This is a genomic window from Pseudothermotoga lettingae TMO, assembly GCF_000017865.1.
GTDB lineage: Bacteria > Thermotogota > Thermotogae > Thermotogales > DSM-5069 > Pseudothermotoga_B > Pseudothermotoga_B elfii.
Genome location: NC_009828.1, coordinates 1,783,622 through 1,797,344, shown reverse-complemented (window position 1 = coordinate 1,797,344; position 13,723 = coordinate 1,783,622). Strand labels below are relative to the sequence as shown.

General features: G+C 39.4%; 12 protein-coding genes and 1 tRNA gene. 10 read left to right on the top strand and 3 right to left on the bottom strand.

The annotated features are described in order from the left end of the window. Positions 1-109 precede the first annotated feature (109 nt). On the bottom strand, positions 110-559 hold the full coding sequence (locus tag TLET_RS08875; protein ID WP_012003757.1) for a hypothetical protein: 450 nt from the start codon (positions 557-559) through the stop codon (positions 110-112). A 154-nt stretch (positions 560-713) separates the two neighbouring features. Between TLET_RS08875 and TLET_RS08870 the strand changes: the two genes are divergently transcribed. The 10 genes from TLET_RS08870 to TLET_RS08825 all read left to right on the top strand — a co-directional run bounded on the left by TLET_RS08870 (position 714) and on the right by TLET_RS08825 (position 10,440). Then, positions 714-1,313 carry a hypothetical protein gene (locus TLET_RS08870; RefSeq protein ID WP_012003756.1) on the top strand — a complete coding sequence of 200 codons (600 nt, stop codon included), beginning with the start codon at positions 714-716 and terminating at the stop codon, positions 1,311-1,313. 67 nt (positions 1,314-1,380) lie between these two features. Continuing rightward, positions 1,381-2,724 carry a GntP family permease gene (locus TLET_RS08865; protein ID WP_041428457.1) on the top strand — a complete coding sequence of 448 codons (1,344 nt, stop codon included), beginning with the start codon at positions 1,381-1,383 and terminating at the stop codon, positions 2,722-2,724. Between the two features lie 12 nt (positions 2,725-2,736). Continuing rightward, positions 2,737-3,975 carry a glycerate kinase type-2 family protein gene (locus TLET_RS08860; RefSeq protein ID WP_012003754.1) on the top strand — a complete coding sequence of 413 codons (1,239 nt, stop codon included), beginning with the start codon at positions 2,737-2,739 and terminating at the stop codon, positions 3,973-3,975. A gap of 157 nt (positions 3,976-4,132) precedes the next feature. Then, a complete protein-coding gene (locus TLET_RS08855; protein ID WP_012003753.1) occupies positions 4,133-5,041 on the top strand; it encodes an RRXRR domain-containing protein in 909 nt (302 codons plus the stop codon). A 46-nt stretch (positions 5,042-5,087) separates the two neighbouring features. Further along, a tRNA-Met gene (locus TLET_RS08850) sits at positions 5,088-5,161 on the top strand. A gap of 93 nt (positions 5,162-5,254) precedes the next feature. After that, positions 5,255-6,586 carry a B12-binding domain-containing radical SAM protein gene (locus TLET_RS08845; RefSeq protein ID WP_012003752.1) on the top strand — a complete coding sequence of 444 codons (1,332 nt, stop codon included), beginning with the start codon at positions 5,255-5,257 and terminating at the stop codon, positions 6,584-6,586. Between the two features lie 25 nt (positions 6,587-6,611). Beyond that, positions 6,612-6,842 carry a preprotein translocase subunit SecG gene (gene secG, locus TLET_RS08840; RefSeq protein ID WP_012003751.1) on the top strand — a complete coding sequence of 77 codons (231 nt, stop codon included), beginning with the start codon at positions 6,612-6,614 and terminating at the stop codon, positions 6,840-6,842. 4 nt (positions 6,843-6,846) lie between these two features. Then, positions 6,847-8,040, top strand: coding sequence for a tyrosine--tRNA ligase (gene tyrS / locus TLET_RS08835; protein WP_012003750.1), 1,194 nt, complete (start codon positions 6,847-6,849; stop codon positions 8,038-8,040). A 129-nt stretch (positions 8,041-8,169) separates the two neighbouring features. After that, a complete protein-coding gene (locus TLET_RS08830) occupies positions 8,170-9,378 on the top strand; it encodes an S-layer homology domain-containing protein (RefSeq protein WP_012003749.1) in 1,209 nt (402 codons plus the stop codon). Between the two features lie 60 nt (positions 9,379-9,438). Then, positions 9,439-10,440: a hypothetical protein gene (locus TLET_RS08825; RefSeq protein ID WP_012003748.1), complete on the top strand. Its 1,002-nt coding sequence runs from the start codon at positions 9,439-9,441 to the stop codon at positions 10,438-10,440. A 41-nt stretch (positions 10,441-10,481) separates the two neighbouring features. Here the strand turns inward: TLET_RS08825 and TLET_RS08820 are convergent, their stop codons facing one another. Together TLET_RS08820 and TLET_RS08815 are read right to left on the bottom strand one after the other, a co-directional pair. After that, positions 10,482-11,801, bottom strand: a complete 1,320-nt coding sequence (locus TLET_RS08820) for a B12-binding domain-containing radical SAM protein (protein ID WP_012003747.1) — start codon at positions 11,799-11,801, stop codon at positions 10,482-10,484. Between the two features lie 67 nt (positions 11,802-11,868). Further along, entirely contained in the window at positions 11,869-13,722 is a 1,854-nt protein-coding gene (locus tag TLET_RS08815; protein WP_012003746.1) for an ABC transporter substrate-binding protein, read from the bottom strand. Between the last annotated feature and the right edge of the window lies 1 nt (position 13,723).

Here is a 13,723-nt window from a genome sequence, read left to right as displayed (position 1 = left end):
TTTCCTGCCTGCGTTGTTTATATAATAACATGACAGGTGCAGCAAAATTCGTGAGAGTGAAGAAAAAATATTAACGCCATGATATCGTTACATTGTATGAAAAACTCAATCAATGTTCTTTCAGAAATTTTCTCAAAGCTGATTTTGCACCGTACAGGGTAAGGAAAAACATCGCAATACTTATTATGAAAAAGGGTAATTTGTGTTCTGCGAGTGTTCCCATTGCATAGGCGGCGTAGAAAAAAGTCAAACAATACCAGAGGTCACCGAAGAGGAATTTTATAATGCAAGAGAAATCTTTACCACTGTAGGCTGCCAGTAAAGGAGCGATTTTTCCGATCCATGCAATAATTTTACAAAAAAGGTAAAAAAGCCATTCGTTACGCTTGAAAATTTCACAGTTGGCCTCGATTAATTTTTTCAGAAATTGTGTAAGTTGTTTTTCTGAATTTTTCAGCAAATTTTTTAAAAATATTCCAGCACCGTAAAGAAGAAAATCTCCACATACCAAGGCAAGATAAGAAATTGAAAGTGAAATGTATTGGTTCACTTTTTTCATGCCTGCAAGGGACCCTGCCAGCGTTATAAATGTTGGCAGTCCAGAATTGTCAAATAACGTTCCAAAAAATGTTAACAAATAAAAGTGTTCTTTAAAACAGGATATCAGCTTGTCGAACACCATCATTTATATAATAATACACGGGGGTGAGAGAATGAAAAACAATTCTCATGCTATACCAGAAGTTTCTTATACACCTGTAGATGTTTTCATAGCCTTGATTCTAACCGTTCCCGCGATTTTTTCCCTCTTGCACGCCAGGATTGTTAAAACAATAGGCTATCTGATATTTGCCTTTGGCAGTATCTCACCGGAAATTTATGAAAAAATCACATTCCAGGAAATACCTCACAGTGTCAAACTGCTTTTGAAAATCCAGTTAGTACTTCATTCTATTTTTGGGCAGTTCTTTGATTTTTATGATCTCGTGTGGTGGGACAAATTGTTGCATTTTCTCGGTTCCGCCAGCATAGCATTTTTCTTTTATCATGCTTTGTCAGTTGACTCAAAATTTTGGAAAGCAGAGAAAAGATCGATATTCAATGCTTTTTTGCTTGCTAATTTTGCAGGTGTTCTTTGGGAAATAGCTGAATTCATTGCTGATGAATTGTTTCATTTGAATGCTCAACCCAGTTTGCATGACACGATGCTTGATCTTATTTTTAACCTTATAGGAGCTTATTTTGCTTCGAAACTCTTGTTGAAATCAAAAACAGGCAGTTTTATATCGAAAAAACGAGTTCTGAAAAATTAGATTTGACATATCTACTATAAGTTTCTTATAATAAAATCACATTCTTATCTTTCGGGGAGGTGTGAATGTGGCTGTTTGGTCAGTAGTTCTATTGCTTTTAACGATCATTTTTATCGTTGTTTCCACAGTTCGCTGGAAACTCCACCCGTTTCTTGCTCTAATTTTCGCAGCTTTTATCTATGGACTACTTTCCGGAATGAAACTTGCAGATATCATCTCCTCTATCACAGCAGGTTTTGGTGGAACGGTCAGCTCAATAGGTATCGTAATTGTCGCAGGTACGATCATAGGATTTTTCTTGGAAAAATCTGGTGGGGCATTCACGATGGCTGAGTCGGTTTTAAAATTGACAGGCAGAAAGAATGTACCACTTGCCATGAGCATAATTGGATATATTGTTTCTATTCCAGTTTTCTGTGATTCTGGTTTTGTTATTATCAATCCTCTGAACAAAGCTCTCACGAAAAGGGCTGGTATGAGTTTAGCTGTCAGTGCGATTGCCTTAAGTCTTGGTTTGTATGCAACGCACACAATGGTACCTCCAACTCCCGGACCAGTTGCAGCAGCAGGTATTCTCAATGCTGATCTTGGAGTTGTCATTCTGTGGGGTTTACTCGTGTCGATACCAGCAATGCTTGTTGGATGGCTTTTTGCTATGAAATTTGGTTCGAAGATCAAGATAGACCCAGACCCAGAGCTTACAGAAGAAGAGATTAACAAAAGAATGAAAGAAGCACCAACAGCTACTTCCGCATTTATGCCCATAGTTGTTCCTATTATTTTGATCGTTCTGAAATCCATCTCTGATTTTCCGACAAAACCGTTTGGTGATGGTGGATTCAGAAATTTCATAGGATTCATAGGTAACCCTGTAACTGCCCTTGTAATAGGCATTTTGATAGCCTTCTTGTTGCCAAAAAAACTGGATAAAGAGATGCTCTCAATGAGCGGATGGGTTGGTCAGGCTGTTTTGAATGCGGGAATTATAATTCTTATAACAGCTTCAGGTGGTGCTTTTGGCAAGGTACTTCAAAATTCTGGTATAGCAAATGTCATAGGCCAGAACCTTGCAAAAGCGAATCTTGGTATGTGGTTGCCATTCATTGTTGCAGCTGCTATAAAAACAGCACAGGGTTCTTCAACTGTCGCGATAATCACAACAGCATCCTTACTTGCTCCACTGATGGAGCCTCTTGGGCTGACTTCAACAGTGGCAAAAGCTCTCGCAGTTGTTGCAATTGGTGCCGGATCTATGGTTGTTTCACATGCCAATGACAGTTATTTTTGGGTTGTAACACAGTTTTCAAAAATGGATGTGAAAACAGGTTATAAACTCCAAACTTTTGGAACATTTATTGAGGGTATCACTGCTGCAGTAATTGTATGGCTCATAAGCTTAGTTGTCCTGTGAGGTGTGGTAACTTTGAGAGAAGATGCTCTGAAAATAGTAAATGAGACAATAAAATATCTACTTCCTGATAGTGCTGTGACGAAAACTCTTCGTGAGTTGAATTTGTCAGGAAATATAATACTTGTTGCTATTGGGAAAGCTGCCTGGCGTATGGCAAAAGCAGCAAAAGACACCCTTGGTGAGAAGATCACCAGGGGTGTTGTTATAACAAAATATGGTCATAGTGAAGGTGAAATAGATGATATTGAGATTTACGAAGCCGCTCATCCCGTACCTGATGAAAATACAATTAGAGCAACTGAAAGAGCTTTAAAAATTGTTCAGGGGTTGTCGACTCAAGATACGGTTTTATTTCTTGTATCAGGTGGCGGTTCGGCTTTATTTGAAAAGCCAAAAGGGAATATTTCCTTACAGGAAATTCAGCAGATCACTGAAAAACTTTTGAAAAGTGGCGCAAATATCGTTGAAATTAACACAATCAGAAAACATCTTTCAGATGTGAAAGGTGGCCGGTTTGCACAGAAAGTTTATCCAGCAAGAATAATCTCGCTTGTTTTATCTGATGTGCTCGGCGACAGACTTGATAGCATCGCTTCAGGGCCAGCTTATCCGGATATGACTACGAGTGAACAGGCGATTGATATTTTAAAAAAGTATAACGTAGTTGTTCCAGACAATATTCTTCAGGAGATTATGGATGAGACACCGAAAGAATTGAAGAATGTGAAGACAATCATAATTGGGAGTGTTAAAATTGCCTGTGAAAAAGCCTCGGAAATCGCTTCAAAAATGGGATATAATTCTATGATTTTAACGACTTCTCTGGATTGTGAAGCGAAAGAAGCCGGTAGGTTTATATCATCTATTGCCAGAGAAATACTCAGTAATGAGAGGCCTATTAAGAGACCTTCTGCGGTTATTTTGGGGGGAGAGACTGTTGTTCATGTGAAAGGTTCTGGAAAAGGAGGCAGAAATCAGGAACTTGCCTTTTCTGCTGCCATTGGCATAGAAGGACTCAAAAATGTTGTGATCTGTTCAGTTGGGACAGATGGAACAGATGGGCCAACAGATGCCGCCGGAGGAATTGTTGATGGTGAAACATGCCGGAAGATCAGGGAGAATGGTTTTGATCCGGAAGAATTTTTGAAAAACAACGATTCTTACAATGCTCTCAGATTGGCAAACAGCTTGGTTTTCACAGGTCCAACAGGTACAAATGTGAATGATTTGATAGTGATTCTGGTTGGTTAGTCAACTACCCGCCGCCTATAGAGGCGGGGGCTTGAAAAAGCCCTGATTGACTACCCTCAGCCACATAAGTGGCTACGTTAGACAGTTACACCTTGGGATGCTGCTCAAGTTCCAGGCTCTGTCGTGCAGGTCTAAACAGTCCTGAGGGGTAGGGACAGTGGCAGACATAACAAGCCTGTCTAACATTGAGGATGAGCACCTTACAGGGATAATCCCTGAGTTATCGTCAAAAGACGATAAACCATTAATGCCAACAAAAAGACATGGCAAAGTAAGAAGACTACTAAAACAAGGTTTTGCAAAAGTTGTTAGAAGAGAACCATTCACAATTCAGTTGCTGTATGACACAACGACCTATACGCAACCTATTACAGTTGGGGTAGACATTGGCTCAAAAGTAATCGGTGTTTCAGCCATAACAGACAAACAAGAATTGTTCAGCATTGAAGTAGAACTGCGACAAGACATTAAGAAATTACTTTTAGAGAGAAGGGAATATAGAAGAAACAGAAGATATGGAAAAACAAGATATAGAAAACCAAAAGATGCAAATCATGTTTCGACAATAGGATGGCACATAGTAAACAGGTTGAAACAACAATACGATGTTGAAATAACTTTTGGCAGTATCACAAAAGCAAAAAGAACAGAAATGGGATTAGAGAAAACACATAGAAACGATGCATTTGTAATAGCAGGTTGTAGCAAAGATATTAACAGAGCTACTGAATGGTACTTTGGGAAATATTTCAGAAGACAAAACACGTCATTACACAAAGCGAATATATTAAAAGGCAGCATCAGAAAACGAAACACTATAAAAGAAGTCAAAGGATTTAGAAGATTTGATAAAGTGAGGTACAAAAATCAAATTGGCACAATTTATGATTTGAGGAGTTCTGGGTATTTTGATATACGTACATTGAGTGGGGAAAAAATACACTCATCAACAAAGTATCAAGACTTAAAGGTTATTGAAAGAGCAAAGACGTTAATATTGGAAAGGAGGAATCAGCGCACTTTTCTTCATCTTAAAGAAGATGAAATCTCCTGCGCTGGTTTATGATGAATCTTGAAAGTCAATCTGAGATATGATATTATATAAAAACAGTGGCGGTGTAGCTCAGCTGGTCAGAGCGAGTGATTCATAATCACTATGTCGTGGGTTCGAGTCCCACCGCCGCCACCCGAAGGCAGCTATAGCTGCCTTTTTCTTTATAGATTTTGAAAAGTAGCCATTTGAGGTATAATTTTTTATGTACAGAAAGAAGGTGAAATTTTGAGGATTCTTCTTGTTAATCCCTCAAACAAAGGTTATTATTATCGATTGGGAGCAGTTTATCCCCCTCTCGGGCTTTTTTACATAAGCTCCACTTTGAAAAAAATAGGTCATTCTGTCAGAGTAATTGATATGAACGTTGAACCATTTGATTGGAGAAATTTTGATTATTCTTCTTTCGATGTAGTAGGTGTCTCAACCGATACAGTTAGATTCCCGCTTGCAAAACAGATCTGTCAGGTGGTTAAATCTCAAGGTGTAATAACTGTTATGGGTGGTCCTCACGCCACAGCTGAATATGAAAAGATCCTAACTGATGGAATATGCGATTATGTTGTACTTGGAGAAGGAGAAGTTGTTTTACCAAAGCTTCTTGAAGCACTTAAAAATAACGAGAGAAAACCCGATTTAAGTGGCCTGTGTTACATAGAAAATGGGACGATTGTTTCGAAAAAACCGGAATTTGTGGAAGACCTTGATTTACTTCCATTTCCCGACAGAGAAAACTTCACTGCTTATAGAACTATGTTTGATAAAAAAATGGCAACAAGCGTTATAACTTCTCGGGGATGTCCATTCAATTGTGAGTTTTGCAGTGCATCTCAATTTATGGGAATGCGAATCAGAAAGAGAAGCGTTGAAAATGTTGTGGAGGAACTGAAGATTTTGAAAAAAATGAATTACGGTTCTGTCATATTTTTTGATGACAATTTCACTATCGATAAGACAAGAACAATAAAACTTTGCGAGCAGATGCTCAAAGAGAATTTAAATTTCAGCTGGTGGGCATTTTCCAGAGCTGATGAATTACTTGGCAAAGAAGACTTAGTTGAAGCAATGTCAAAGGCCGGTTGCAAGATGCTGTTTATTGGTTTTGAAAGTGCTGAAGACGAAATTCTCCAGGAGTATAACAAAAAATTATCCAGCTCAATTGCATTTGATGTTGCCAAACTGCTGAAAAAATACAAAATAGACCTCTTTGCAAGTTTTATCATGGGGGCATTAAACGACACAAAAGAGTCTATTAAAAAAACTATAAAGTTTGCAAAAAAACTTGGAGCAGAAATTGTGCAATTTTCAATAATGACTCCTTATCCTGGTACTAAGTTGTATGAAAAACTGAAATCAAAAATTACAGTGAAGGATCTCTCAATGTTTGATGGCACAAATTTAGTTTTTCAACATCCGAAATTTTCACCGGATGAGTTGAAAAAATTGTTTTTCAAAGCGTATTATTCAATATATTCAACACCAAGATTAATATTTAAGCGTGGTATACCGTTCCTTATAAAACTTTTAAGCACAGGGCAGCAAGCAGCATATTCAATGTGATAATATAGCGTAAGGAGGTGCTCTGGTGAAAGTCTTCATGGTAATAGTTCACTCACTGATAAGCGTTGCGTTGATTTACATGGTTCTTCAGCAGATGAGTAAATTTGCTGAGCTGGGAGGTGCTTTTGGCTCAGGATCGCTTCACACCATGTTTGGAAGAAAGAAAGGACTCGATACATCGGGAAAGATTACCTTGTGGTTGAGTGTGGCATTTTTTGTGAGCAGTATATTGACTGCCTTCTTTATCTCGAGGTGATCGAATGCAAGTTGAGCAGCAACTTGAGATTCTGAAAAAAAACGCTGTAGATCTTGTTAGTGAAGAAGATCTACTGAATAAGCTCACCAGAAAAAAACAGTTGAGAGTGAAATTGGGAGTGGATCCAACCAGGCCAGATCTCCATTTAGGTCATGCAGTTGTGCTATTCAAACTCAGGCAATTTCAAGATCTTGGTCATAAAGTTATTTTAATCATAGGTGATTTCACAGCACAGATAGGTGATCCATCCGGGAGGGATGTAACCAGACAGATGTTGTCTGAAAGCGAAGTAAGACAAAATGCAAAAACCTATCAAGAACAGGCATTCAGGATTCTTGATAAGGAGAAAACCGAGGTGCGTTTTAACAGTGAGTGGCTTTCTAAAATGAGTTTTGCGGATGTCATAAAACTCGCTTCAAAATATACTGTTGCCAGAATGCTTGAGAGAGACGATTTCTCGAAAAGATACTCATCGAATTTGCCAATATCTATATCTGAATTTCTTTATCCGCTTGCTCAGGCATATGATTCAGTTGCTGTTCAGGCAGATGTTGAGCTTGGTGGAACTGATCAATATTTCAATCTTCTCGTTGGAAGAAAAATTCAGGAGGAAATGGGTCAAGAACCGCAAGTTGTTTTAACGATGCCAATAATTGAGGGAACTGACGGTAAAATGAAAATGAGTAAAAGTTATGAAAATTATATTGCTTTCAACGACACACCATTTGATATGTATGGAAAGTTGATGTCCATACCGGATGAGCTGATAATCAAATACATAAGATTACTGACGCAGATTCCTGAACAAAAGATAAATGAATACGAATCGCTTATTCAAAGTAAGTCAGTCAATCCAAGAGATATAAAAATGAAGCTGGCATTTGCAATAACAAGCTTTTTTCACGGCGAAGAGGGCGCAGCTAAGGCAGAAAACGAGTTTATCAAGATTTTCAGACAAAAAGAATTGCCAACGCAGATGCCTGCCATCGAGCTTGACAATTCTGAGGTTGAGTTGGTAGAATTACTCGTGACATTGCAGATTGCTTCAAGCAGAAGCGAAGCAAGAAGATTGATATCCCAGGGCGCAGTAAAGATAGATGATGAAAAGATAACAGATATACATGCTAAAATTTTTGTAGATAGAGAAAAAGTTCTCAGAGTCGGAAAGAGAAACTTTTTCAGACTTGTCGGTCGGTAAACTTATTTGTACTCTTGATTTTTCGTACTAAATGGTGTTATAATCTTTCACGATCTTGATTTTTGGTCTTTGACAAGTGGGGGGAACGAATCCCACCGTAAGAAAATAATATGAAGGGAGGTTGGAGCTATGAAGAGGTTTCTCCTTTTAGTCGTGGCATTGTTCGTAGCAGTAGGGGTTTCGGCTGCGGGTATGTTTCCTGATGTACCAGCCACCCATTGGGCATATCCTTATGTTAGCCACTTGAAAGATAAGGGTATCGTCATTGGTTATCCCGATGGCACCTTCAAGGGAAATCAAAACATCACTCGTTATGAAGAAGCAGCAATGATCAGCAGATTGATAGGTCTTCTTGAAACTGAGATAGTTGCTCCACACATTGCAGACATCATGAAAGTTCTCGATGCTGTCAGTCTACGTCTTGGCTCAACTGTAAAAAAGGTGGATGAACTCGAACAGAAAATGAACAACCTCAGTACGGTTCCTGGAGAACTTGCCACAGCCGAAGCTCAGCTCTCCGAACTTTCTAAATCGGTTGAGATGCTCAAGCAAACTGTCAATATCCACGATAAAGACGTAATAAAGCTTTATGAAACTGTGGCAAACCTCCAGAAAAATTACGATGCAAAATTTGTTGAAATGAGCAAAGCAGATCAGTCAGCAGCCAGCAAATTGGCAGCACTGGAAAGTGCTATGGGTAAACTTGAGGAAAAAATCGCAAATGTCGAAAAGAAACTCCTCGCGCTGCAACCGATTAAAGATGTTCTAAAAGATTTAACGACAAGAGTTACCGCTCAAGGAGAGAAAATTGCCTCAGCTGAAGAGAAAATCGGTGATCTGAGCGCCACACTCGATAATGCTGTTGCGACAATTGGCTATGTGTCTATCAAACTCGATAGAGCACAGGAAAATCTGGCCAGCGCGACAGACAGAATAGCTGCTCTTGAGGACAAATCAAAGGGTATTGACGAGAACGCTCAGGCTATTGAAAGCCTCAAGGCAGAATTTGGAGACAGGCTTTCTCAACTTGAAGAGAAATTTGGCAGTTTTGAGTCCAACTTTGACGATTTCGCAGCCATGCACGACGAACAGATCAATTATGTGCTTGATGAAATTGATTCTGTGAATTCGCAGATCGATGAACTGCGTGAAGGGCTCTTTGCTGTCAAGGATGACACGGGTGCCTCTATTGAAGAGCTGAATGGCAAAATTGAGAATGTAAAATCTGATTTACTTGCTCAGATCGAGGAACTCAAGAAAGCCAATTCGGCTACGACAGGACTTGCAATCGGTGCTATAATTATCGCGGTAGCCGCAATGATTGTGGGTGCTATGTAAACCCCTGGTGGGGTATAAAAAATAACACTAATTTTTAAAGGTGAAGGAGGGTGTTAAAGTATGAAAAAACTTTTGGTAGTTTTGCTTGCTCTGGCAACAGTCGCAGCCTTTGGTGCAGTGAATTTTTCTGGAAGACTTGACGTAACACCGAGTTTGAGTTACGACGCATCAATATTTGATTTGACAACATCGATTGGTGCATCTGCTTACTTGAATGTTGATGCATCAAATGAATCAACCACTACAGGTTTCTACGTGACATTTGCTTCTTATCTACAGTCAATCACAAACAGCACAACAACATTCCCAATCACACTTGACTATGACACCTATGTATGGCAAAAACTCTACAGCTCTGAATCATTGAATGTCACGCTTAAAGCAGGTTTGCTTTCAAGAGGATGGAGCTATGTAACAGGATCTTACTTCAGCTGGATAGTTACACCACCATACTTTTTGTTTGAGAATCTGACACCAGCAGTTGCAGTTGATATGGATATTGCTAATGGTGATGTTTCTGACAATCTTGCTCTGTATGTCTATTCACCAACATCAACAACGGCAGACCTTGATATCTACAACAACTTCAGCTTCGGATTTTTGAATGTTGGGCTCATGGCACAGGGTGTTTTCAGCGCAGTTTCTGGTGGTACTTTCGGATTTCCAGAAATTGGTGGATCGGTTTCTGCTGACCTGGCAGAGGCTCTGAACATCGAAAATGCCACACTCAACGCCTTTGCATATCTCTCAGTTGACCCAGCAGCAACGGATCTTTCCACCATGCTCAGCGATTATCTTGTTGGCGTAGACTTTGGTTATGACAAGCTCAGCGGTAGTTTGGCTTTTGCAAAAGGAAACATGCTTGGTATCGGTGTCCAGACAAAGATCCTTTCTCCTGTAACACTCGGTGCAGATGTTGTCTGGAGCGATCTTACAGATGTAACAAACTTCGGTCTTGATGCTTATGCAAGCTGGAAAACAGAAATTTTGAACCACAGAATTTCTGTTAAATACGCATCAGATACTGTTACCCTTGCCTGGAGGATGAGAGTGTACTTCTAAGGTAAGCTTGGCTTATAAAAACCCCGGTGTATGCCGGGGTTTTATTTTTTAAGCCAGTATTTTTCCCATCTATTCTGGATTTTGAGCATGGATAACGGTAAATTCAATGTATCGTTCAGGATTTTTCCGGATCTGTACATGAATTCAATTAATTTTGATTCAAAATGGTAATCATATCTGAAAATATCTCCAGTATATTTTTTTTCTTCAATGAGCTTTTTTTCATATTCGGTGCCTGCTAAAGGTAATAATCTTGAGGTCACGACGATTCTTTTCATCTGTTTTTTTGAAACGAGCTTTCTCACCTTTCTTATAAAATTGAAGTTTTCAGAAAGTTCTTCCAGAGTTGTTAATTCATCAAACATTATAAAACCAACTCTTATTTGAATATCGAACTTTCCAAGTATTTCGAAGGCTTTTATGTTATCTTGAACCGTTGTGTCTTTTTTAAATCTGTCAAGAACACTCTGAACACCGGATTCTATTCCTAAAAATACCTTTCTTAAGCCGGATTCTTTCAGTAGCCTTAAGAGATCTTCGTTTATATCATCAGCTCGGCATTCAATGCTGTATCGTATGTCAAGATTTTCTTTAATAATTCTTTCTGCCAGCAAAAAGGCCCTTTCTTTGCTTGCCAGAAAATTGGCATCGTTGAAAGATATGTACTTCACTCCATGATTCTTTTTCAAAATTTTTATTTCCTCAACAACATTTTCCACGCTTCTGAATCTCAGTTTTTTTCCAGACAATTGAAAAAAAGGTACCACACTGCAAAAAATACATCTTCCATAACATCCTCTTGAGCTTTCCATTGACGCATACCCAACTTTTTTTAAAGCATCAGGGAGAAAATCTCTTGCTGGAAACGATAAATCATCCAGATTTGCAGCTTTATTGAAGGGGTTTTTCAGTATTTCTCCGTTTTTTTTATAAGCAATACCATTAATATTCTGCCAGTTTTTTCCATTGAGAAATGCTCTGGCAAAATTTATAAAGCCTGTTTCACCTTCCCCAAGTATGATTGAATCGATCGCTGAAAAATTTTCGAGCAGGGTGTAATAGGCAAAAGTTGGAAAAATGCCCCCCACTGTTATATGAGATTTCGGACTTGCTTTTTTGACAAGTTTCACAAAATTCATTGTTTCGAGTGTGTAATCCTGAAAAGGGATAGATATTCCTATTATTTGTGGAGCAAAAGATTTTATCTTTTCAAGAGTTTTTTTAACAGAAATTTTCTGAAGCTTTGGATCAATCAGAACAGTCTCTATGCCTTCTTTTCTCAGTTGACTGGCTATATATTCCAGCCCAATATGTTCATAAGCCGGCACATGTTTTAGAGGAGGATTTAACAATACGATCATTCAGAATGCCTCCTAACAAAAAACCTGGGGCAAACGCCCCAGGTTGGTTTCGATGAGAAAATTAATATTATTCTTCTTTCCACAGATAGTAGTAATCCTGCCCGCCTCTCATTGGGTTCGGGAACCAGCCTTTAACCCAGCTTCTTCTGACACTCTGAGTTTGGGCTTCATAGAGAGGTACACCAAGAACATATTTAATTGCAAAAGCCTGAACCTGTTCATACAGTTTCTGCCTCAAGGCAGGATCAGTTGCCGTGGCTGCTTCTTCTATAATTTGATTGCAGCTCTTCCCACCAAGCTCTGGAGTGGGTGTTGAAACGAATTTTTTGAAATTGTCTCCCTGAGCGAACCCGTATGTTCCTGCCGAATGGTAGTACGTCTGAATAAAGTTATGAGGATCAGGATAATCTGCAACCCAGCCTATTATGAACGCCGGCAGGTATCCATTTTTGTATGATGTTAAATATGTGGGCCACTGTTCGCCACGCACCTCAATTTTGAATTTTGGATTTATCATTTCCACGTATGTTTTTATCATTTCAGCCACAGTTCTTCTCGTTTCATTTCCTGTGTTGTAGAGCAATATGAGCTTGAAACCTTTCTTCCAAACTTCTCCATTCCAGGCTTTTTTGAACTCTTCAGTAGCCTTTGCTATGCTGAAATCAAACATAGGAAGGTTGGCGTTATAACCAAGCAGAGAACTCGGCAAATCAGCTGGGATCCTTTTTCCCTGACCACGTAGAACATCTTTTATTACCGCGTCGTAATTGATAACATATGCAAAGGCTCTTCTCACATGTTCGTCACTGAAGAAATCTGGTGGAATACCCTCACCGTCGAGTTTTCCAGATCCAATGTATTTGCTGTCTGGTCTGACATTCCAGTTGAAATGCAGGGATGTTATTGATATATAAGGGAGGTTCTTCTCAACTACAATACCAGGAGTACCTTCGATCTGTGGCAGATAAATTGTTGGTACTGCAGCGATATCGGCGTCACCTTTTTCAAGCATTGCTTTCATTGTAGACCATTCACCCACATTCCATATGATAACCTGTTTAACTTTTGCTGGGCCTCTCCAGTATCCATCAAATCTCTCAAGAATAACTTTTTGCTGTGCTCTATCCCATTCGACCACTCTAAATGGACCTGTTCCGTTTGTTTTTGCATACAGAGGCGACTGTTCTTTCGGAAGATCGTGGTATCTCCACCATGTATCGGCTTTACCATCCCAGCATCCCTGGGCTATTGACCATTCTTTGTTCAGCACCATGCTCCAGTTGGCATATCCACACAGAATGGAAAGAAACGGGCCAAATGGTCTTGTTAAATGAAACACAACGCTGTCTCCATCAACCTCGATAGCAGGGTCGATGTAATCTGTGTATATTTTTATCAGTTTGTCTTTGTATTCTGGCAATGGTTCACCGGTGTTGGAATCAATCATATCAGAATAGGACATTCCGGTGACTTTTTCGACGAATTCCTCTAAGGAATAAACTTCAAACATGGCTTCCCACAGCATCCACATTGGACCCCCGGCCGGATCGAAAAGGAGGCCTCTTTCAAAACTGTACTCCACATCTTCGGGTTTTAATTCTGCACCATTGTGGAATTTTACACCTTTTCTGATTGGAAAAACATAGGTTTTTCCTTCGTCTTTGATCAAACCATTTTCAAGGTTCGGTACTTCAGTTGCCAATCTCGGGACCATTTTTGTGACACTTGATCCGTCATAAGCGATCAGACATTCATAGACTTCGCTCAGAACTTCGCCGCTTGCTGTGTCATAGGCAAAATGTGGATCGAAAGTATCAGGTTCGCCAGCCATGTTCAGTCTGATTATTGTGTCTGGGTTTTTGACCTCTGCGAAAGCCAGAAATGCCGCCAAAACCATGAACAGAACAAAAAATTTTTTCATC

Excerpts from the sequence above, each read along its gene's own strand:
- TLET_RS08875 (WP_012003757.1), bottom strand. The coding sequence starts at position 559 with ATGAAAAAAGTGAACCAATACATTTCACTTTCAATTTCTTATCTTGCC.
- TLET_RS08870 (WP_012003756.1), top strand. The coding sequence starts at position 714 with ATGAAAAACAATTCTCATGCTATACCAGAAGTTTCTTATACACCTGTA.
- tyrS (WP_012003750.1), top strand. The coding sequence starts at position 6,847 with ATGCAAGTTGAGCAGCAACTTGAGATTCTGAAAAAAAACGCTGTAGAT.
- TLET_RS08830 (WP_012003749.1), top strand. The coding sequence starts at position 8,170 with ATGAAGAGGTTTCTCCTTTTAGTCGTGGCATTGTTCGTAGCAGTAGGG.
- TLET_RS08825 (WP_012003748.1), top strand. The coding sequence starts at position 9,439 with ATGAAAAAACTTTTGGTAGTTTTGCTTGCTCTGGCAACAGTCGCAGCC.
- TLET_RS08820 (WP_012003747.1), bottom strand. The coding sequence starts at position 11,801 with ATGATCGTATTGTTAAATCCTCCTCTAAAACATGTGCCGGCTTATGAA.
- TLET_RS08815 (WP_012003746.1), bottom strand. The coding sequence starts at position 13,722 with ATGAAAAAATTTTTTGTTCTGTTCATGGTTTTGGCGGCATTTCTGGCT.